Annotated in this window: 18 protein-coding genes and 1 riboswitch; of the genes, 5 read left to right on the top strand and 13 right to left on the bottom strand. The window is 37.7% G+C overall.

Features of this window, described 5'->3' with window-relative positions; all coding sequences use genetic code 11:
* A complete protein-coding gene (bcsC, locus tag AACU98_RS01065) occupies positions 1-3,276 on the top strand; it encodes a cellulose synthase complex outer membrane protein BcsC (RefSeq protein WP_161735365.1) in 3,276 nt (1,091 codons plus the stop codon).
* Positions 3,277-3,360: 84 nt separating this feature from the next.
* Here the strand turns inward: bcsC and AACU98_RS01060 are convergent, their stop codons facing one another.
* Genes AACU98_RS01060 through AACU98_RS01050 form a run of 3 tightly spaced genes read right to left on the bottom strand, consistent with a single transcriptional unit; the run spans position 3,361 to position 4,540 of the window.
* Positions 3,361-3,774, bottom strand: a complete 414-nt coding sequence (locus AACU98_RS01060; RefSeq protein WP_004248580.1) for a DUF6691 family protein — start codon at positions 3,772-3,774, stop codon at positions 3,361-3,363.
* 4 nt (positions 3,775-3,778) lie between these two features.
* Entirely contained in the window at positions 3,779-4,213 is a 435-nt protein-coding gene (locus AACU98_RS01055; protein WP_004244158.1) for a YeeE/YedE family protein, read from the bottom strand.
* Between the two features lie 3 nt (positions 4,214-4,216).
* Entirely contained in the window at positions 4,217-4,540 is a 324-nt protein-coding gene (locus AACU98_RS01050; protein ID WP_004248583.1) for an ArsR/SmtB family transcription factor, read from the bottom strand.
* 104 nt (positions 4,541-4,644) lie between these two features.
* Here AACU98_RS01050 and AACU98_RS01045 point away from each other — a divergent pair, with 104 nt between their 5' ends.
* Positions 4,645-5,151, top strand: a complete 507-nt coding sequence (locus AACU98_RS01045) for a SprT family zinc-dependent metalloprotease (RefSeq protein WP_012368246.1) — start codon at positions 4,645-4,647, stop codon at positions 5,149-5,151.
* 88 nt (positions 5,152-5,239) lie between these two features.
* Here the strand turns inward: AACU98_RS01045 and AACU98_RS01040 are convergent, their stop codons facing one another.
* From AACU98_RS01040 to hcp, 4 genes are all read right to left on the bottom strand, one after another.
* Positions 5,240-6,313 (bottom strand): magnesium transporter, encoded by a 1,074-nt coding sequence (locus tag AACU98_RS01040; protein ID WP_049217444.1) that lies wholly within the window; start codon positions 6,311-6,313, stop codon positions 5,240-5,242.
* 76 nt (positions 6,314-6,389) lie between these two features.
* Positions 6,390-6,561, bottom strand: a riboswitch (M-box (ykoK) riboswitch).
* A gap of 180 nt (positions 6,562-6,741) precedes the next feature.
* Complete coding sequence (locus AACU98_RS01035; protein ID WP_004244170.1) at positions 6,742-7,074, bottom strand: DUF6694 family lipoprotein; 333 nt, start codon at positions 7,072-7,074, stop codon at positions 6,742-6,744.
* Between the two features lie 220 nt (positions 7,075-7,294).
* Positions 7,295-8,299, bottom strand: a complete 1,005-nt coding sequence (gene hcr, locus AACU98_RS01030; protein WP_161735363.1) for an NADH oxidoreductase — start codon at positions 8,297-8,299, stop codon at positions 7,295-7,297.
* 57 nt (positions 8,300-8,356) lie between these two features.
* The gene (gene hcp, locus AACU98_RS01025) at positions 8,357-10,009 is read right to left on the bottom strand and encodes a hydroxylamine reductase (RefSeq protein ID WP_004244173.1); all 1,653 of its coding nucleotides are present in this window, start codon (positions 10,007-10,009) and stop codon (positions 8,357-8,359) included.
* A gap of 485 nt (positions 10,010-10,494) precedes the next feature.
* Between hcp and AACU98_RS01020 the strand changes: the two genes are divergently transcribed.
* Positions 10,495-11,976 (top strand): aldehyde dehydrogenase family protein, encoded by a 1,482-nt coding sequence (locus tag AACU98_RS01020; protein WP_004244174.1) that lies wholly within the window; start codon positions 10,495-10,497, stop codon positions 11,974-11,976.
* A 190-nt stretch (positions 11,977-12,166) separates the two neighbouring features.
* Here AACU98_RS01020 and AACU98_RS01015 read toward each other — a convergent pair whose 3' ends face one another.
* Positions 12,167-13,567 carry an alanine/glycine:cation symporter family protein gene (locus tag AACU98_RS01015; RefSeq protein ID WP_004244176.1) on the bottom strand — a complete coding sequence of 467 codons (1,401 nt, stop codon included), beginning with the start codon at positions 13,565-13,567 and terminating at the stop codon, positions 12,167-12,169.
* A gap of 196 nt (positions 13,568-13,763) precedes the next feature.
* Here AACU98_RS01015 and clcA point away from each other — a divergent pair, with 196 nt between their 5' ends.
* A complete protein-coding gene (clcA, locus tag AACU98_RS01010) occupies positions 13,764-15,164 on the top strand; it encodes a H(+)/Cl(-) exchange transporter ClcA (RefSeq protein WP_161735361.1) in 1,401 nt (466 codons plus the stop codon).
* A 63-nt stretch (positions 15,165-15,227) separates the two neighbouring features.
* On the opposite strand, the gene tehB is transcribed toward clcA, so the two are convergent.
* The 5 genes from tehB to AACU98_RS00985 all read right to left on the bottom strand — a co-directional run bounded on the left by tehB (position 15,228) and on the right by AACU98_RS00985 (position 19,858).
* Positions 15,228-16,082: an SAM-dependent methyltransferase TehB gene (gene tehB, locus AACU98_RS01005; protein ID WP_004244180.1), complete on the bottom strand. Its 855-nt coding sequence runs from the start codon at positions 16,080-16,082 to the stop codon at positions 15,228-15,230.
* Positions 16,083-16,163: 81 nt separating this feature from the next.
* The gene (locus AACU98_RS01000; protein ID WP_237612766.1) at positions 16,164-17,276 is read right to left on the bottom strand and encodes an NAD-binding protein; all 1,113 of its coding nucleotides are present in this window, start codon (positions 17,274-17,276) and stop codon (positions 16,164-16,166) included.
* A 73-nt stretch (positions 17,277-17,349) separates the two neighbouring features.
* Positions 17,350-18,435: a linear amide C-N hydrolase gene (locus AACU98_RS00995; RefSeq protein ID WP_004244182.1), complete on the bottom strand. Its 1,086-nt coding sequence runs from the start codon at positions 18,433-18,435 to the stop codon at positions 17,350-17,352.
* Positions 18,436-18,679: 244 nt separating this feature from the next.
* Positions 18,680-19,258 (bottom strand): YceI family protein, encoded by a 579-nt coding sequence (locus tag AACU98_RS00990; RefSeq protein ID WP_004248606.1) that lies wholly within the window; start codon positions 19,256-19,258, stop codon positions 18,680-18,682.
* A 45-nt stretch (positions 19,259-19,303) separates the two neighbouring features.
* Complete coding sequence (locus AACU98_RS00985; protein WP_004244184.1) at positions 19,304-19,858, bottom strand: cytochrome b; 555 nt, start codon at positions 19,856-19,858, stop codon at positions 19,304-19,306.
* 1,075 nt (positions 19,859-20,933) lie between these two features.
* Between AACU98_RS00985 and AACU98_RS00980 the strand changes: the two genes are divergently transcribed.
* Positions 20,934-21,758: a MurR/RpiR family transcriptional regulator gene (locus AACU98_RS00980; RefSeq protein WP_004244186.1), complete on the top strand. Its 825-nt coding sequence runs from the start codon at positions 20,934-20,936 to the stop codon at positions 21,756-21,758.
* Positions 21,759-21,795 lie beyond the last annotated feature (37 nt).

Raw genomic sequence — 21,795 nt, 5'->3', positions numbered from 1 at the left:
ATGATGTGGCGCATTTGTTATCAATATCGCCAATATCTCCTTGCTCTTAGTTTGCTGGCAGGCATTTTGCCTGTCACGCAAGCCGCAGATGATCCGACTGAAACTTTTTTATATGAGCAAGTTAGACTAGGCAACTCGAAAAGTAACGATGTTTTAGTTTCTCAATCACTGTATCGTTTATCACTTATAAAACCGAACGATCCTAGTGTGTTGTTAATGTGTATCCAATTTGCTGTAAAACAAAAAGAAACAGCAAAAGCACAACAACTGGTTGAGCAATTACGTATGCATGGCGAAAATACTGAACAATATCAACGTGCGATTAGGCTACTATCATTAACCCATGAAGATAACCGCCAAATCCTACAAAAAGCCTACCTTTATCAGACTGCGGGGCGTTATGATGAAGCCTTGCAATTATATGATGATATTTACCAAGGCACGCCCCCCGATGAAGGGTTAGCCCTTGAGTATCTCAATGTATTAATTGCTTCAAGCCATGCCAACAAAATGGCACGTATTAAGCAGATTTATCACACTTATCCCAATAACCAACAGATAGCTAATATCTATCAGCAATATCATCTTACCCCAGCATTATCTACCGCATCGGCGGGCTCTGTCTCCTATAACACACTATCTATTCGCGCATTAAAACAGCAATTACGCCAGCAGCCTGATAATGCAGACATAATAGGAACATTAGGCGTGCGCTATTCGCGCGCAAATCAACGGGCACCCGCGATTTATTATCTTTCTCAAGCACTCACATTGTCCCCCAAACACGATGATAGTGATTTGTGGCGTACGCTGTTGCAATCAAATCAATATTGGCATTTACTTGCCAAGGCTGATGAAGCGTTATTAAATCAAGAGTACTCTGCCGCTAAGCACTATTTTACCCAAGTACGTCAACTCAGCCCCTATAAAAGTGAAGCTTATATTGGTTTAGGGGATATCGAGTTGGCGCTGCATCAATTAGAGCAAGCTGAACGTTATTATCAACAAGCGCTACAATATCAGCCTAATGATGCGGCGACTTTGCATAGCCTGACCAAGCTCTATCGTCAACAATCGCATCAAAAAGCCGCCCAATTTATGGCTAACTTGACATCACAGCAATACAAAAATTTAGCCCAAGACTATGGGTATATCATTTCAGGTATACAACAAGACTTAGCTGCTGATGATGAACAGCAACAACACTATCTCAGTGCGATTGAGAAACGTAAGGCTATCGCTAAAGCGTATCCCGATGAAGTCTGGAATATTTATCGTCTGGCGGATGATTTACTTATCACTCAACAACCCCAACTTGCTGAGGATTACTTTAATCAACTTAATCAACGACGACCTAATGATCCCTCTCGACGATATGCCTATGCGTTATATCTCAATAAAACAGGGCGAGCACAACAAGCACTTAACACCTTAAAGACGATCCCTTTATCGCAGCGCAGTGAAAGTATGAACGCCTTAGATAGCCAATTACGTTTTGGTCAAATTATGGCGCATGCACAATCACTAAGAGAACATAACCAACAACAGCAAGCTGTCGAATATCTTTTCACCCATATTCCTCCTGAGCAAAAAATAGAAAGCTATCTGTTATTAGCGCAATGGGCCGAAGAAGATGACCAACTCAATCAAGCATTAAATTATTATCATACAGTATTAAATTTAGCGCCTAATAATGAAACAGCACTATTAGGTGCAACAGAGATATCTTTAGCGCAACATCAAATAGATCAAGCTCGTTATTACTTAGCTCAGATAGAACAATTATCTCCTGAAAAATTTAACCACTATTCACTAAGACGTTTAGCAAACGCTGAAAAAACGACGGGAAATATTGATAAAGCCAAACACTATTTTATCTATTTAGCTCGCCAAGTTGACAAGGAGCCAGATAGTGCTGATGGATTAATTTTACGTGATATTGGTCGTTTTTATCGTGATAGCCAACAAGTTCAATCCGCTCATCACTATTATCAACAAGCGATGCTAAAAGAGGGTATCACGCATACACTGCCAAAAAACAATATTGAATACACCACACTTATGCGTAACAACCTAAATGATAATTGGCTATCACGTAGTGTACGTGATGATGCAAGTACCCTTTATCGTCAACAAGAGTGGCGTTTTACCCTAGAGCATGATTATTGGGGATCAAATGGCAGTGAGGGATACTCTAAATTACGCGCTCATACCACCATGTTACAACTGGATCATCCTATTTATCATGGACGTTTCTTTTGGCGTACTGATTTTGTGCACTTAAATAGTGGCACATTAGGTACAGCGCCATACGATGCTAAATTTGGTAGTTGTTATCGCACAGGTTGTTTCCCTCTAAAGCAAAAAGCCTTTGGTGTTAGTCCTGCTATCGGTTGGGAAAATGAGCAATGGCAATGGGATTTAGGTACCACGCCACTCGGTTTTAATGTAACTGATTGGGTAGGTAAAATTGCTTATAACGATAGTTTTTATCATCTCGGTTGGAGTGTAGATCTTCACCGTCGCCCGGTAAATAGCTCATTACTTGCCTTTGCAGGCCAACGTGATAGTTGGACCAATCAAGTTTGGGGAGGAGTAAGAAAAACGGGGCTTCGTTTAAGTGGCAGTTATGATCTGGGAGGCAAGGATGGGTATTGGGGAGAAATATCGTTTGATAGATTAACAGGAAAAAATGTTAAAAATAACAGCAGTGTAAAAGCCATGGGTGGTTATTACTATAAGTTAATCAATGAAAATGATCGCCGCATTTCTGTTGGCTTAAATAGCATGCTTTGGCATTACAATAAAGATCTTAGTGGCTACACCTTGGGGCAAGGGGGTTATTATAGCCCACAACAATATCTCTCATTCTCACTGCCCGTTAATTACCGTCAACGTACTGAAAATTGGTCATGGGAAGTATCTGGCTCTCTCTCTTGGTCTTATTCAAAAACCGATGATAGCAGACGTTATCCATTACAAAATCTCGTTTCAAGCGATAAATTTAATTCTGATCCCATAAAAGAAATATTTAAGCATGAGAGAAATATCATTGATAAGGGGGATTCGGGTCATGGTTTTGGTTATACAGCAAGAGCATTAATTGAACATCGAATAACACCACATTGGTTTATAGGTGCCGCTATCGATATTCAGCAAGCGAAAAACTATACGCCAAGCCATGCACTAATGTATTTACGCTATTCATTTGATGGATGGAATGGTGATTTAGATCTTCCGCCTAACCCGCTTATTCCTTACGCAGATTTTAAATAATCCCGTAACAAGATTAAACAACAAACAGACAGCTAATGCGGTCCGTTTGTTGTTTTTTATCGCGTGTGATTAAAATAGTGATGATTATTGTGGTTTGCGAATTAACCCAATAATTAGCCACCCAACAATCATAGCTGACACAAATAATACACCTTGGGTAAAACCACCCCCCGCTAATACCAAACCCGGTCCAGGGCAAATACCCGCAAGCCCCCATCCTAAACCAAATAAGATACTGCCGAAGACGAGAGGTTTATCAATCACTGTTTTAGTTGGAATGGCCAGAGGACAGGCTAATAAACTTTGTTGACGATGACGTGCAATTTGGTAACTAATAGCACTGACGATAAGCCCCGCCCCCATAATAAATAACAATGACGGATCCCAATCCCCACGAATATCTAAAAATGCCAAGATCTTTTGTGGGTTGCTCATACCACCGATGATCAATCCAGCACTAAATAATAGGCCACTAATAAAAGCAATTAATTTGGTCATTATCTTAGCCTCCGATGACATGGCGTTGAATATACACAGTCACAAATGCCGTCACCATAAAGACAAGAACTGCAACAATAGAACGACGCGATAATCGTGCTAATCCGCAAATTCCATGCCCACTGGTACAGCCATTCCCCAGACGTGTACCTGCTCCCACCAGTACACCGGCAATGATCAACTGCCAAGGTGAAACGTCGATAATAGGTGTTAACGGTTTATCAAATAGATAAAATAGTGTCGGTGTAATCAACATACCGAGTAAAAATGCCCATCGCCACCCATTACCTTGTTGGTTAGTGGTTAATACTCCTCCTAAAATCCCACTAATACCTGCAATACGACCATTAAACAGTAATAAAATAGCCGCTGCTAAACCTATTAATAGCCCACCCAATGCCGAGCTCCAAGGCGTAAAGTGAACCCAATCTATATTCATAAGTTAACCTGCTATAGGACAATATAGCTGATAAAGTGTATTTAATAGCACCAATACTTTTTCATCAGCAATAGAATAAAAAATACGTTTTCCATCACGACGAGTATTCACAAGCCCTTCATTTCTTAACACAGTAAGTTGTTGAGAAAGCGTAGGCTGGCGGATCCCTAAACTTTCTTCCAATTCACTGACACTTTTTTCGCCCTGACTTAATTGGCACAATAAGAGTAGTCGATCACCATTGCCTAGCGTTTTCAGCATACTAGAGGCTTCATTAGCCGCTAATTTCATGGCTTCCAATAAATCAGGTTGAACTCGTTGTGTCATGGTAAACTCCATAATCAATATACTTTTTAATAATATGTTAATTTATATATTGTGCAAGTTTTCTTTTATTGCGTGTTTTAATAAGGCGCTATATGCTCTCTAATATGAAAACAGTAAGAGTCCCTATCGCCTTAGTGCAAAGTGTTATGCGTACACTGCGTGAAAAACTGCAACAGGCCAATAAATATCTTAATACAGATTACCCAGAACCCACTCTACAATATAACCAGAGAGGAACTATTGCAGGCAGTGCCTATTATGCAAATTGGGAGATCCGTCTTAATCCTACATTATTGATTGAAAATAAACAGAATTTTATTGAAGAAGTTATTCCTCATGAATTAGCACATCTGCTAGTTAGTCGCCATTTTGGTCGTGTGGCACCTCATGGCAAGGAGTGGAAATGGATGATGGAAACTGTGTTACAGGTGAGTGCGAAACGGACCCATCATTTTGATATCAGCAATGTAACAGCAAAAACGTTTAGCTATGCTTGTCGCTGCCAAGAAATACACCAGTTAACTCTTCGCCGACACAATAAAGTACAACGAGGAGAAACCCAGTATCGTTGTCGTCATTGTCAGGCGATTTTACAATTAATTAAAGAGTAAAAAAAAGTAAGCTAGCAAACAAAAAATAAAGCCGATAACTTGTTAGTTTATCGGCTTTATTCGGTATAAATAGGGGAGAATTGATATATTAAGCAAACACACTCATGGTATGAGATGCTATTTCAAAGTAGATAATAAGCCCAGTACCATCAATAAATGTTGCAATAAAAGGTGCAGACACCACCGCAGGATCAACACCAATACGCTTTAATACCATTGGAATAATAGAAGAGACAATAGCACTCCAAACCGTAATTGAAATTAGCGTTAATCCCACCACTATCATCACTTCCATGCCAACCCCTAAGGTCCAAGCACGAATAAATCCTGCTATTCCCATGGTTAAAGCCACCATTATCGAGGTCGTGATCTCTTTTCTTAATACTGACCATACATTACGCAAGCTCACCTCACCTAATGCCATGGCACGTACTAATGTTGAGGTAATTTGTGTACCGCTATTGCCACCAGTACCAATTAATAATGGAATAAAGAAAGCTAAAGAGATAGCAGCTTCAAGTCTGTCTTCAAAAGCATGTAACACCGTACTGGTATAAGCTTCAGCAATAAACAGCATTAATAGCCAGACAACACGTTTACGCCACAAAGTAACCGGACTTGTCTCTAAATAAGGTTGTTCTAATGGCGACGTTGCCCCCTGCATTTGTGCATCTAGCGTATTTTCATCTTCAATTAAATCAGCAATATCTTGAGGCCGTAATACACCAACTAACTTACCAAAATGCATCACAGGTACACTGTCTAAACCACTTTGGCTAATTAACTGATAAACATCATGTCGGCTTTGCTCCGGTGAAACTGAGAAAAATGTTTGGCGCATAATATCCGAAACAAAAAGCCCATTATCAGCAAGTAGTAATGATTTAACCGGCAAAATACCGTTAAGATAATTATCTTTATCTACGACATACAGATAAGTTGGAATTAATTCATCTTTTAAATCATTAACCAGCTGTGCTTTTACATGTTCAACCGAATCTGCGACAGAAACAGAAATATAATTCTGGCTCATATAAGCACTAACGGTAGCATCATCTTTTAAACGATGATGTTGCTCTTGTATTGAATGATTATTGGGTGTGTTTAAGGATGTGCCTGCCATTAATGCAGCATCCATTTTATGTTGAGGAGTAAATTTCATTTTTTTGGTTCCCTATGACTGTTTGTGTTTAGCAAATCAGTTCTCAATAGGGGCGAAACCAGATGCGAGAATGCAAAAGCTATCTACACGTCTCGGTTTTAGCACTATACAACGTATCCGATGAATACTGGAAGTTACATGGAGATATACCTTCGGTCGATATATCTTGTCCTAATCTTGGGCGTCTCTCGACGTCGTCAGATCAGTAACCTGTGTTTGTATAGGAGCCTCGCCTAACGAGATACTGCACTTTTCTTGCGAATGCGGCGCGCATTATAACCACTCACATTATAATGAAAAGTCTCATCGTAGTTTTGTTTAAGTTCTATTGATAAATCTTAAATCGCTTATTTTTTACATCATTAATTAAATACTCACCTCAAATAGAGATGAATAAAATAGTTTTAAATAAATTGGTTATTAATTGATTATTTTAATGCTAATTTTTGTACTTTTATTTCTTCAGCTTGTGAGAAGATCTCATTGACTGTTTTACCATCTAACGATTGACACATTTTTCGCGTGATCATATCAGCATTTTTATTGCGCCCAGCAATGACTAAATCATTAAAATTAATATCATTTAGCATGGCTAATTCTATTGCTTCATCAAAGCGTTGCTGCTCTTCAAGCGGTAATGAATTGCGCATTTCTACAATCGATATTCGTAATGACTCAACATTAGAGCCATCTAGGGTTTGATTTTTTTCGCAACCAGAAAGTATGACAGTAAATAAACAAATAAATAACAATTTTCTCATATATCCCCCCTTTCCCTATCATAAATTAAATAATAGCAGAATGTGTATCAGTAAACTGCTAATTAAGTAAAATAAATATTTAATTCATTATAGCTTTACGTGTTATATATTATATTGAATAAATAAACTCTCTTTTTAAAAATAATAACAAAAAACCCCGCTAATAAATTAGCGGGGTAAAATAGAAGGATAGATAAAGAATAGATAATAAAATGAATGATTAGGCTAGTTCAACATCACCTGTTAATCGACAACTACAGGCTAAAACATAACCTTGTGCTATCTCATCAGCAGTTAAAGTACTGGTGCTGGTGACCTCATAATCACCTTTCACAATGCGTGTTTTACAGCTACCACACACTCCAGCACGACAAGCAGCCAAAACAGGAACACTGTTTTCTTCCATCGCTGTTAATAATGTCATCCCCACCGGTACGTTAATTTGCCTTAACGGATGACGAATAGTCATAGTAAGTTGTTGTGCTTCATCAACACACATTGGCTCATCACCAAAACGTTCCATAAAAATATTCTCTGCACAAACACCAAGATTTTTGGCAAAACGCGCAGTATCTTCCATATAACTATTAGGCCCACAACACATAACAGTACGATTGGCAATATCAGGCACTAAAGCGGCTAGTTTTTCTTGTGAAATACGTCCACTAAAAATTCCCTTATCATCCGGTAATTTAGGCATCATAATAAAATTGAGATTATAGGGATAAGCATTAGCTAACTCTAACCACTCTTTTTCAAAAATAAATTGGCTCTGTTCGCGAATATTAAAAATGACCGTGATATCCGCTTTAGGTTGATTATTTAACAACCAACGCGTCATCGACATAATAGGGGTTACACCGCACCCCGCAGCGAGCATTAAATAGCGCGTTCCTTCTCTATCTGCACAGGTGAACTCCCCTTGTGCGTCTGATAACCAGAGATAATCCCCCGGCTTAACTTGGGATGTTAACCACGTTGACCCCACCCCATTGTCGATGCGACGAACCGTTAAAGAGACAAAAGGACTTAATCCCGGAGAAGACGAGAGCGTATAAGCTCGCATCGTTTCATCGCTATTATTAATACTGACTAGTGCAAATTGGCCGGGTTTATAGCGATAAAAATCATGGTTAATTAAATTCAGTGTCCACACTTCCGGGGTTTCCTGATGGATAGAGTGAACTTGCATACGATTAGGACAAAGAGCTGTTGGCATCGTCATGGATATTGCTTCCTTACCGAAGCCTTTAGGCTTCGGCAATGATGATGAATAAATAAATTAAGCAGAAAGAATTTCTTGAAGATCTTGTTCTGGCGTGGTGATCGCACGCATACCAAATTTTTCATTAAGTATTGCGAGCAAATTATCGGTTAAAAATGCAGGCGCAGTCGGCCCAGTATAAATATTTTTTACCCCTAATGAGAGTAGGGTTAATAAAATAACAATCGCTTTTTGTTCAAACCACGACAAAATCAAGGACAGGGGTAAATCATTTACACCACAACCTAATTTTTCTGCAAGATTAACCGCTAGCATAATCGCAGAGTAGGCATCGTTACACTGACCCACATCAAGTAAGCGCGGTAAGCCCTCTAATGTGCCAAAATCAAGTTTATTAAAGCGATATTTACCACAAGCTAATGTCATAATTAAGCAATCTTGGGGAATGGCACGAGCAAGATCGGTATAGTAGCTACGTTCACCACGACTACCATCACATCCCCCAACTAAGAAGACATGACGAAGTTTTTTCTGTGAAACTAAATCAATCACTGTATCAGCCGCATTTAAGAGTGTTTGACGACCAAATCCAACAGTAATTAAGTGTTCAATTTCACTGTACGGAAATCCCTCTAAAGAGAGCGCTTGCTCAATCATTTCAGAGAAATCATCACCTTTAATGTGTTTCACACCCGGCCAACCAACAATACTACGCGTCCAAATACGATCGCCATAGTTCCCCACATTAGGATCAATAATACAGTTAGATGTCATTAACACAGGGCCAGGAAATTTGGCAAATTCACTTTGTTGATTCTGCCAACCACTTCCGTAGTTACCGACTAAGTGTTTATATTTTTTCAGCTCTGGATAACCATGGGCGGGTAACATTTCACCGTGCGTATAAACATTAATGCCTTTACCTTCGGTCTGTTCAAGTAGCATCTGTAAATCTTTCAGATCATGGCCTGAAATTAAAATAGCTTTACCTGCTACTGGGCGTACATTAACGGAAACAGGGGTTGGATCACCATAAGCTTGAGTTTCACCTTTATCCAATAACGCCATAATACGAAAGTTCATTTGACCAATGCCCATTGCATTGTCTAGCAACTCATTCATATCCGCAGGATCGGTACCTAACCATGCCATGTAACGATGATATTCAGCATAAATTTCATCATCGTACTGGCCTAAAACATGAGCATGCTCCATATAAGCAGCAGCACCTTTTAAGCCATACAAGCAAAGCATACGTAAACCATGCAGATCATCCCCCACTTGCGCTTTATCATTATTTAATGCAAAGCGTTGGGCTTGTTTCTGTAGACTGGCTAAGTCGTTGCCTTCTAATTGAATTTCGGCTTTAGGATGAGCGACTTGGATGGCTGCATTTTTGGCTAACGTACGTGATTTTAAGCTTTCACGTAAATAAATAGCCTCTTTGGCATATCCAACAATACGTTCAGAATCAAAATTAACATTGGTTAACGTCGAGAAGAAAGCCCGTGGCGCAAAGCTGTCTATATCGTGATCAATAATATCAACACTACGCGCAGCTAATGCCCATGCTGACAGCCCTTCTAATACTGCCACCAATAAGTCTTGTAGATCAGAGGTTTCTGCTGTTTTACCGCACATACCTTGTGCATAGGCACAACCATTACCAACAGGTGTTCTCATTGTTTGTTCACATTGCACACAATACATATCGAATTCCTTCTATAAGATGACGCTTTATTTTTATAAGTTGCATTAAATATGCAACATAAGAATACGCCATTTTTATAGTAGGAAAAGTGTCAGATGAAATAATCTGCGCCATGTTTGATCTAACGCAATTTATTGCTGTGCTTAAGAGCTTGCTTTTTTTTCTGTTGATTTGGCTTCACACCTCGTAAGAGGGTGAGTAAACAAAGTAAAGGGCTTTTCTTATAAGGGAAATTGAGAAGAAATGTTGCAGTGTCGCACGGGATGATTTTGTTATATCTCAGCTAAAAAAGAGTGAGGTGAATCGATTAAATTAATTAGTTCTCATTGTATACATAATATCTATTTATTATTTTTGATAGTTAATATTACCTATTGCATCAATAGCTAATAAAATTACTACAATTGATATATTTTAATAGTACGAGTATTACGAAATGAAACTATAGAATTTGACGATACTCCCCCTACACTGGAGATTAAAAATGATTAAATTAAATAATGTTCCATCCGAATTTCGTCCCTTAGAAAGCTATAAAATGTTAATTGGCGGCGAATGGGTATCCAGTACATCGCAACAAACGACCAAAACCTATAGTCCCGCAACCGGTGAGTTATTAAGTGAATATCCATCAGGTACAGCTGAAGACGTTGATCTTGCTGTAAAAGCGGCTCGTAAAGCTTTTGATCATTGGCGTAAAACCTCTCCTGCTCAACGCCAAGCGCTATTATTAAAAATTGCTGACCGTTTAGAACAAGAGCAAGAACGTTTTGCTTGGATTGAGTCTCTTGATAACGGTAAACCACTCAATGAATCGAAAAACATCGATTTACCCGCCTCTATTGACCATTTTCGATATTTTGCAGGCGTGATACGCTCTCATACCGATGAAAGTGCTGTCTTAGACGAAAATACCCTGAGTCTTGTTATTCGTGAGCCCATTGGTGTCGTTGGACAAATTATTCCATGGAATTTTCCATTATTAATGGCTGCTTGGAAATTAGCCCCTGCCATCGCCGCTGGAGATACCGTTGTTATTAATCCAGCCACACTCACCTCACTTTCATTATTAGAGCTAGGTCGTATTTTAAATGAAATATTACCAGCCGGTGTTATAAATATTGTTACTGGTCGTGGATCTGTTGCTGGACAAGCTATTCTAGAACACCAAGACATTGATAAACTAGCATTTACCGGTTCAACCAATGTAGGTTATACCGTTGCAGCTGCGGCGGCGAAAAAAATGGTACCAGCCACTTTAGAATTGGGGGGTAAGTCAGCCAATATCGTCTTCCCTGATGCGAATATGAAAAAAGCCGTTAAATATTCCGCACTAGCGATATTGATGAACCAAGGACAGGCCTGTGAATCTGGCTCCCGTTTATTCTTACATAGAGATATTCATGACGCATTCTTAAAAGAGTTAAAAGCAGAATTTGAGCGTATCCGTGTTGGTGATCCACTTGATCCTAATACACAAATGGGTACTCAAGTCAGCCAAGCGCAAATGGATACCATTTTAGGGTATGTTGAGCTGGCCAAAAAAGAAGGTGCAACCATACTCACAGGAGGTGAGCGTATTACGGGTGAAGGGTTTGATGATGGCTTTTTTGTTCGCCCAACCATTATTATCAATGCCACAAACCAAATGCGTGTCGCACGTGAAGAAATTTTTGGCCCTGTATTATGTGTGATCCCATTTGATAATGAAGAAGATGTTATTGAAATGGCTAATGACTCTGAATATGGCCTTGGTGGTGGTGTCTGGACTCAAGATATTAACCGCGCACTACGAGTTGCAAAAGCCGTTAGAACTGGCCGTATGTGGGTAAATACTTATCATGAACTTCCTGCTCATGCACCATTTGGCGGTTATAAAAAATCAGGCTTAGGTCGTGAAACGCATAAAATGATGTTAGATGCCTACAGCCAAGTGAAAAACATCTTCATTAGTACCAAAGAATAATTAACCTCTAGTTAAGCATATTCTTATAAATATAATTATCTATACTCATCTCTTAGCCTTCTCCCCAGAAGGCTTTTTATTTGCTGTAAGCAACAAAAAACCGTATGCGCTTTTCCTAATATCTAATATTAACTGCTCACATACGGTTATTCGTTTAGATGGTCATTTAGCCTTAGATAAACAAACGCGTTTATTCCGCTTCTGCTTCTTTTTTGCTTACAGAATTCACTTGTTCATTTAGATCAATATCAACCGCATTAACATCTTTTATATAGTCTTTTGTTAGACGATAAACGATGGGGCTAAGCAGTGCTAATGCAATTAAGTTAGGAATAGCCATCATCGCATTTAATGTATCAGCAAGTAACCAAACAAATTCTAAGGATTGAGTCGCGCCAATTGGCAAGGCAATTAACCATGCAATACGAAAAGGCATAATGGCTTTCGGTCCAAATAGATATTGCACACATTTCTCACCGTAATAGCTCCAACCTAAAATAGTGGTAAAAGCAAAAACAGCCAATGCGATCGCAACAATATAGTTACCTCCAGGGATAGCCATAGAGAACGAACTTGCAGTAAGTGTTGCCCCACTTTGCCCTGTCAGCCACTGTCCGGTGATCACAATCGTTAATCCGGTGACAGAACAGACAATAATGGTATCAATGAAAGTCCCCAACATGGCAATTAAGCCTTGACGGATCGGGTTTTGTGTTTTGGCTGTCGCATGAGCAATGGGTGCACTACCTAATCCTGCTTCATTGGAGAATACACCTCGTGCAACACCAAAACGTATTGCCGCCCAAACAGCCGCACCAGCAAACCCACCTTGCGCAGCAACCGGTGTGAAAGCAGATTTTACAATCAACATAAATGCATCAGGAATAGCAGTAATATTCAGTGCAAGTACGACAATCCCTGCCCCAAAATACCCTACTGTCATAATGGGCACTAATTTACCGGCAACATCAGCAATACGCTTAATTCCACCAATTAATACAGCACCGACTAAAATAACTAATGCAATTGCTGTCACTGTGGTAGAAATACCAAAATTACTTTGCAAAACATCCGCCACTGAGTTTGCCTGTACCGTATTACCTATACCGAAGCCGGCAAAACTACCAAAAATAGCAAATAGCGTTCCTAACCAAAGCCATTTTTTACCTAAACCGTTTTTAATATAATACATCGGTCCGCCTACGTAGTTGCCGTATTTATCAACCTCACGAAAACGTACCGCTAACACAGCTTCTGAATATTTAGTCGCCATACCGACTAAAGCAGTCATCCACATCCAAAATAGCGCTCCCGGTCCACCTAATACAACCGCTGTAGCGACTCCAGCAATATTGCCCGTACCGATAGTGGCAGAAAGCGCCGTCATTAATGCATTAAAAGGTGAGATTTGCCCCTCACCTCTTTTATCATTTTTCTCAAATAAGAGTTTAAATCCTGTACCTAATTTTCTAATTGGCAGAAAAGAGAGTCTAAACTGCATAAATAGACCGATGCCTAGAATACCGACTAACATCGGTACTCCCCACACCACGCCATTAATAGCGCTTAATATATTTGTGATGAAATCCATACGTTACCCTTTTTATCCAAATGTTATGTAAATATATATTTTTTGTTATCAGATACACTAAAGATGAAAAAAAGGAAATATGCTAGAAAAAAAACCGACTAATTATGAAATTGATTACATTATGTGAGAAATATCACTTGATGATTAAATTACGCTATTATTAGATACATTGTTATTTATATATAAAACATAAATTATGTATCAGCGAAACACGATCAAAAAATCGCAAAATCAACAACGCTTTAATTGGTTTAGAAAAGCGAAAGAAACTAACCTTGCCCCGGTGAAAACACTTATTCTTTCCGCCATTATCGGTACGTTAGCCGGATTAATTGGGGTACTATTTGAAAAAGCCGTTGGCTGGGTCATTCATTTAAGACAAGCTAAATTAGCCGAGGTATTAACCAACCCTTATCTTTTGGCTATTGGCACGTTACTTGTTTCCTCTCTTTTAGCCATGAGTGGCTACTACTTAGTGAAGAAGTTTTCACCAGAATCTGGTGGTTCAGGTATACCGGAAATTGAAGGGGCAATGATAGATATTCGGCCAGTTCGTTGGTGGCGGGTATTGCCAGTAAAATTTATAGCCAGTATCGGTACTTTAGGCTCAGGTATGGTACTTGGTCGTGAAGGCCCCACCGTGCAACTAGGGGCTAATATTGGTCAACTCGTTAATGATGTCTCTCGCGTTAAAGATAAAGGAACACGCCAAACACTATTAGCCACAGGGGCTGCTGCCGGTTTAACGGCTGCCTTTAATGCTCCCTTGGCAGGCATTCTATTTATTATTGAAGAGATGAGACCACAATTTAAATATAATCTTATCTCTATTAAATCCGTCTTCATTGGCGTGATCATGTCTTGTATTGTATTTCGCCTAATTAATGGTGAAGGAGGCGTCATACAGATAGATAAATTTTCTTCAGCGCCGATGAATACACTGTGGCTCTATTTAGTGTTAGGAATGTTATTTGGTGTTGTTGGGGTTATTTTTAGTAAATTACTGTTTTATGTTCAAACACAATTCCAACATTTTTATCAAGATAAAACCTCACGTTTTGTTTTAGCCGGTGGCGTGATTGGTGGTGCATGTGGTTTACTTGCGTTGATTATTCCTGAAATAACCGGAGGCGGTTTTAGTATTATTCCTGCATTAAGTGCCGGAGGATATTCGTTAACTGCACTGCTAATATTTTTTGTGTTACGTACCATCACCACCATTATCAGCTTCTCCTCCGGTGCACCAGGAGGAATTTTTGCCCCCACATTAGCCTTAGGCACACTCTTTGGTAGCGCTTTTGGATTAATGGCAACCTATCTTTTCCCTGATTATCAAATTCAAATTGGCACTTTTGCTATTGCTGGAATGGGTGCTTTATTTGCCGCAACGGTGAGAGCACCACTAACTGGGATTGTGTTAGTTCTAGAAATGACCGATAACTATCAACTTATTTTGCCAATGATAATTACCTGTCTTGGCGCAACCATGCTGGCGCAATTATTAGGCGGGCGACCTATTTATACGGTTCTACTCGAAAGAATACTACAACGCTCAGAAGCCAAAGAAAAAACAGAGGCTCCCAAAGAGCCCCTATAGTTTTCAAATACTAAAATACCCTCGCTGTGATCTAACGAGGGTATTTTTCTCACCATCTATTTATTATTTTTTACGCGCAATTAATGTCGCAAAATTAAGTTGAATACGATTACCATTAGCATCAGTTTTATGTAGATGCCCTGGATTTTCATTATATTTAATAATATCCCAGCCTTGATAATAATCCGCTAACTCACCTTGGCGCAAGAAGGTTTTGAAAGGAACTTCAGCAGATCCACTATTTGCTGTTTCAACAGGACAAACAATGACATTAATCCCCTCTGGATTTGTACACTCCTGCATATTTTTAATAATATCTGCGATACGTTGACGCTGGCAAAACATCAAAACCACAGTAGAAATAATAATATCGTATTTCTCATTTAATGCTGCTTCATTTATATCATATAAGCCGCTTTTGATCGCTAAACCGGTTTTAGCTTTGACGGCTTCAATTGCATCAATATGAGCGGCATTAATATCTAATGCGGTCACATCATAACCTTGTAATGCTAAATAGAAGCTATTACGACCACGCCCTGCGCCTAAATCAAGCACTTTACATGGGGTAGTCAATGTTGCCATATAACGCACTTCCGAATGAGGTAATGACAAATCATTTTCTTTAAAAAATTTATCTTCGGGAGTGCATAAAAAAGAGAGCTGGCAAAGTACATCATCACTCGCTTTATCGATTTTATGCCATTGCTGAGGTTGAATAAGCGGAGGCTGATTTTCGCTATCACACTCTAAGAACACTTGTTCTCCATCATCCTTAAATAGCACAAATGTCATACTCCCTTGTAATATCCGCATTTGCGCATAAGTGCCTTCTTTTGTGTTATGACGCTCTAATAATGCTAAAGGGATCGCTGTTAAGTGCCATTCAGGTAGCGTTTTATACGTAACAAGTTCCATAATTCAACCTCTATTAAGATGCATTTTAAATACATCTTATTGCAATCACTCTCTTAGGTAAAGGGTGATTTTTGACATACATTATTTTAAATATTTATTGATTAATAAATCAGTAACATCAGACGAATTAATAGATTCACCACAAAGGACTTTCATCATAATTTCTTTGCCTAACGAAGCTAAAGACAACAGCATATCTGGACGTAATCGACTTATTTTTTCTCTATTCTCATCTTTATTAATGATAGTGATTAATTTCGCTTGAAGGTCTGGACACTCTTGAATAGTTAATAAAATAAAGGTATTTTCCGCATCACTTTCAGATAACGTCGCCACCCAACTCGCTTGGCGAATATTTGCCGTTTGTAATGTTTTTACATTGGTTGGATCACCTTCAATAATATTGGCTTCTTTATCATACATGGCTTGCTTTTTATCCGAACAAATCGCAATAACCGGTTTACCTTGCTCTCTAAGCCCTTTCTCTAATTGTGCTGCCAACATTGAAGAGCCAATAATAATAAAATGATCATGCATTTTAGCGATCCTTTTCTTCACAATATCGCGAGTACCACGAGCCAAAAATCCCATCACATAAACAATAGAAGTCGTAAAAACAGTGATCCCCAAAATAACCACTGTTAGGGTAAACATTCTCGCATTACTTGAGATAGGAACGATATCGCCAAAACCAAGTGTTGTCATACAGACAATGGAAAAGTAGAAAGCATCCATTAACGTTGTGATATGTGGTTTAAATTCATCACCAATATAGAGGCTGCCTAACATAGAGAAACTCAGTAGCGAAATCGTACAGATAAAAGCAACAAAACCGGCACTGGTTAAGCTATGATGAGGAAAAGCACGCCGGCTGATAACCAATACAATGGCTAATGCTAATGAAGTATAGGCTTGAGTACCAGCTTGGTGATAAACCGCGACATCTAAAAAAACGATCGTCACTAATAATATTAATGAAACGCACCACGCAATCCGCGCCCCCATATACATAAAGAAAGAGAGCAAAATAAGTGCACTCGCTAACATCACTTTAGGAATATCAAGTAATTTCAATATACCTAACGATTTTAGCCAGTCAGCAAAACCGTGTATTTCCCAATCAAGATAAACACCACGAGAAAGTAATATCGAGTAAATAATAAAAAGACTATTCAAGATCAATAAGAAAGACATCGTCTTTCTGCTAAAAGACGATGTCTCCATAAAATTAACGACTGCCGATAACTTCATTTTTATCTAATTTCTATTAATTTTGTATTGGTATATTTTCTAACCCTTTAAATTTAAAAGGTTTCGCTGGCTTAAACTGAGAGCTTGCATCTCCTGAATAAATCGTTGACTGCTCTTGGCCTAACGCTAACATCATCACTTTTCCTGTTTCTTTTGAAAAATCAATTTGTTTCAAATCAACCCAAAAAGTATTTGGTGATAATGCAGATTCAAAAAAGTAGAGCTGATTTTTATGATCAGCGACAGTTCTCCAACGAGTCGATGATATTTCTGGAGATTCTACGGTACTTAATCCATAAGGCACCGAAACATTGCGGATCACCCCAAATACACTGGCAAGTGATTTTTTGCTCGATTGCGATTTAGGAATAGCATTAATATAAAAAGAGGCTCTTGCAAAACGATCCGATGCTCTATTAGTACCCGGTAACATTACCGTACCACCAATCTGCTGCCAATAGCTATTTAATGCTAACTGTTCAGAAAATATAGGGGAGTTAGTCATCACTTGATATTTTCGGCTATGGTGGATCACCTGTTTACCATCAATATATTCAATAATTGCGCTATCACCAGAACTGTCAGACAATGATAAATGTAACGTTGCGACTCTATCCTGTCCGGGTACTTTGTCTGTTAAGACAATAAAAGGCTCATCTTTTAAAGCAGTTACCGCCTCTTCAACAGTAGCAAAATTATCTAATACATATTGTGCCCATGCAGAAATAGCCATTGCAGGCTTATCTTTGGAATAACTTGGGTAATCTGATTCAGCAAGCCATAATAAATTAGCCACTAATCCTTTTTCATTAATACCATCAGTAGTAGAAATATCATAACCTGATGCAATCACACTACCATATTTTGATTGCCATTGAACTGAATTATCACCAGCCTCACCAGAACGTTGCATTCCTTGAGGGAATATCCATAAATTAGTACCAATTTCGTATTTCCAGTCCATAGAACGAGCGGTAATTATTTGGTTATTTTCACCTAAATAAACAACTCGGGTACAAGCTTGCGCCGTAGTTATACTACTTAAAAAGGTACCTGAAATAATTAATGTACTTAATAAAGTATGTCGTAATTTTTTTAGCATAATTTTTCACCTTTAAATTATTAGATAAGCTTAATCTTATTTTCCTCATTTTGACCACTTTCTTATCACTTATAAAAAATAAACTCTCTAATAATTAATAACGATTTATCTATCTTACAGAAATTTTCTTAAGTAAGTATAAGACAAGTTACGTATCTTAAGTAAAAAAAACTGATGCTAAAAGCATCAGTTTTTAATCTATTAGGTGATATCGCAAATTATTGCTTACCAATATTCGCTACGTTTAATTTTTTTTCACACCTTCAACAGAGATGATTAATTCTGCTTCTTGCGATTTTGGTCCTAAATCTGATTTAAAGTTAAACTCTTTCAGATTAACTTTACCTGTTGCTTCAAAACCAGCGCGATACCCTTTCCACGGATCAGTACCTTCACCGATTAATTTTGCATTTAGTGAAATTGGTTTTGTAACGCCATTAAGTGTTAAATCACCCGTCACCGTATAATTTTCACCATCACGAGTCACTTTGGTTGAGACAAACTTAGCTTCAGGATATTTACTGACGTTAAAGAAATCAGCACTACGTAAGTGTTTGTCACGTTCAGCGTGATTAGTATCTAAACTACCCGTTTTAATCACAACATCGACTTTATCTTTTGAAGGATCTTCTTTATCGTAAGTGAAGCTTCCATCAAAATCTTTAAATGTGCCGTATAACCAGCTATAACCTAAGTGCTGGATACGAAATTGCACAAAAGCATGCTGCCCTTGTTTATCAATTTGATAATCAGCCGCTAATGCTGAGCTAGCATTAAATAATAATGCACCTGCAGTTAAACTCAATAACGCCTTCTTAAACATTGTTCTCTCCATAATATTGTTATTAACAGGGTAATATAAATTTAATTATTGTGTTTTTATGCCAAGCATACGTTTCAATGTAATATCTTTATCTATAAAGTGATGTTTTAATGCACCCGCGGCATGTAATAGCGATAACACAACAACCGCCCAGGCTAAATAAAGATGTACATCACCGGCTAAATCAGCTTGCTCCCCTTCCCCTGTGAAAACAGCAGGTACTGAGAACCAATCGAATACAGATATTGGCTGACCATCAGCAGTAGAAATTAAATAGCCACTTATAATGATGGCAAATAAAATTAGATATAACAGCATATGAGCCACATGGGCACTAATGCGAGTAAGTCGACTATAGCTGGATAATGCTGTTGGTGGAGGAGAAATCCAACGCCAAATTGCTCGGAAAAGAAGAACAATAAATAGAATTATCCCTATACTTTTATGTATTTCAGGGGCTGAATGATACCAGCTATCGTAATAGCCTAAATTTACCATCCACAATCCTAGGGCAAACATGCCATAGACGGTTAATGCTGTCCCCCAATGTAAAAGAAGCGACAAGTGCCCATAGCGAGTAGATGTATTCCGCCACTGCATAATGATCCTCAATCGATATTTTATTAACAAGCCGTTAACTATATTAGTAGATTAAATATAAAATGTTAGTCTAAAATTCAACAAATTATTTGTTTATCTTTTTCAATAATAATCAATGAGTCATTATCGCTTATTAGTTGCCTTATTGATTAATTTATCAATATAATTATTGATTATAATATATACAAAAAACAGTATATAGGCGATTTATGTAACAGTAAAGTCGAAGGTGTAACAAAAAATTAACTTAATATTATTACTGTATTAATATTGTTACGATAAAAGAAAAGTAGCGAAATGAAATGAGAATAAATAGGCGAGTCAGTTAATTTTAATATCGAAAAAATTTACAAAGCTATATATGATTTACTTAACATCGCCTAAACTCAAGAATTAGAAAAAATGAGTCCAACCACAAAAATTAACAGCGGTAGTGTAAAAAAAACAGATAGCCAGCGCATTTCATGAATAATACCCCAAATAATTCCAATAAAGCTAATAATAAAAATAACTGAAATAAGTTCAGAATAGTGTTCATGAAAATAACACATCAAGAAATAAAACCAAACATCCTCACTATCCATACAACAATCTAAGCCTTCAAATAATTTAAAATAAAGATAGCAATAAATTACTATTATTATCTAATAAGGCAAGTAACCTATTATAAATATTAGCCATTGCGCACAAAAACACTAATCTATTTTAAATTAGTAATAAACACCAACAAAACAACTTAAAATATGGCAATAAATTAAATTTAAAATGAATTAAAAAACACAATCACAAATAAAAAATAGCCCACCATAAGACTTAAAATAATATAATGGGTTTTACTTTAGACTTGAAATAATTATTTCACCCAAAGTTAAACTCAAAAAAATAGTTTCACATTATGATAATAAACCATCTTACTTTTAACACGAATAGAGATTTTAACATTGAATAATTACCTTTAGGTTATTTATTTAATTAAAATTAACTCATGATTTCATTTTAATAGTTATTAACTAAAAACATTCAATTTGACTTGAAAAAACACTACAATTGTAGCCGTATTTTTATTGAGGGCACTATGTCTACTGCAACAAATCTGAATGAACTACAGGAACAAGTTCGCTCCCGCTATAATGGATTAAGTAAAAGGCTACAGCAGGTTGCACATTATCTTTTGGATAATAAAAACAGTGTAGCATTTGATACAATCGCGATCCTTGCAGATAAAGCAAATGTTCCTCCATCAACATTAATCCGTTTTGCCAATGCATTTCATTTCAAAGGATTTAATGAAATGAAACTTTTATTTCAACGTCATTTAATGGGTGAAATGGATAATGAAAAATTAACCTATAAGCAGCAATACAAAAAGGAACCACCAAACTTAAATGAGCCAGATTATATTCTGCAAGAGTTTGCACAAGCCAATAGCCACGCTTTGCAACAGTTAGCTCATCAAACCCATAAGGATATGTTAAATAAAACTATACAACTACTTGAGTATGCAGAAACTATCTATATAGGTGGTTTTCACCATTCTTTTAGTGCTGCGAGCTATTTTTTTCACGCGCTTTCTCATATCCCTTGTGAAACCGTCTTTGTTAATTGCCTAGGGGGAATGTATAAAGAACAACTTAGGAATATTACACATAGAGATGTGCTGTTTGGCATCCATTTCCACCCTTATTCAGAAGAAATGCAAAAAATGTGTGAGATTGCAGCTTATAAAGAGGCTAAACAAATTATTGTAACAGATAGCCCCATAAGCCCATTAGCAAGTCTAAGTGATGTTTGTTTAACTGTAAAAGAAGCACAAATAAAAATGTTTCGTTCTCAAACCTCAACATTATGTTTACTACAAGCACTTTCAGTTGCATTCGCTTTTAGAAAAAAGAGCCATTAACATATTATTTAAAACTGCATCTTATATAAGGTGCGGT

Origin of the sequence: Proteus sp. G4380, assembly GCF_963885725.1 — a bacterium.
Lineage (GTDB): Bacteria > Pseudomonadota > Gammaproteobacteria > Enterobacterales > Enterobacteriaceae > Proteus > Proteus mirabilis.
The sequence above is the reverse complement of the archived record's forward strand: the minus strand, read 5'-3'. Positions and strand labels throughout refer to the sequence as shown.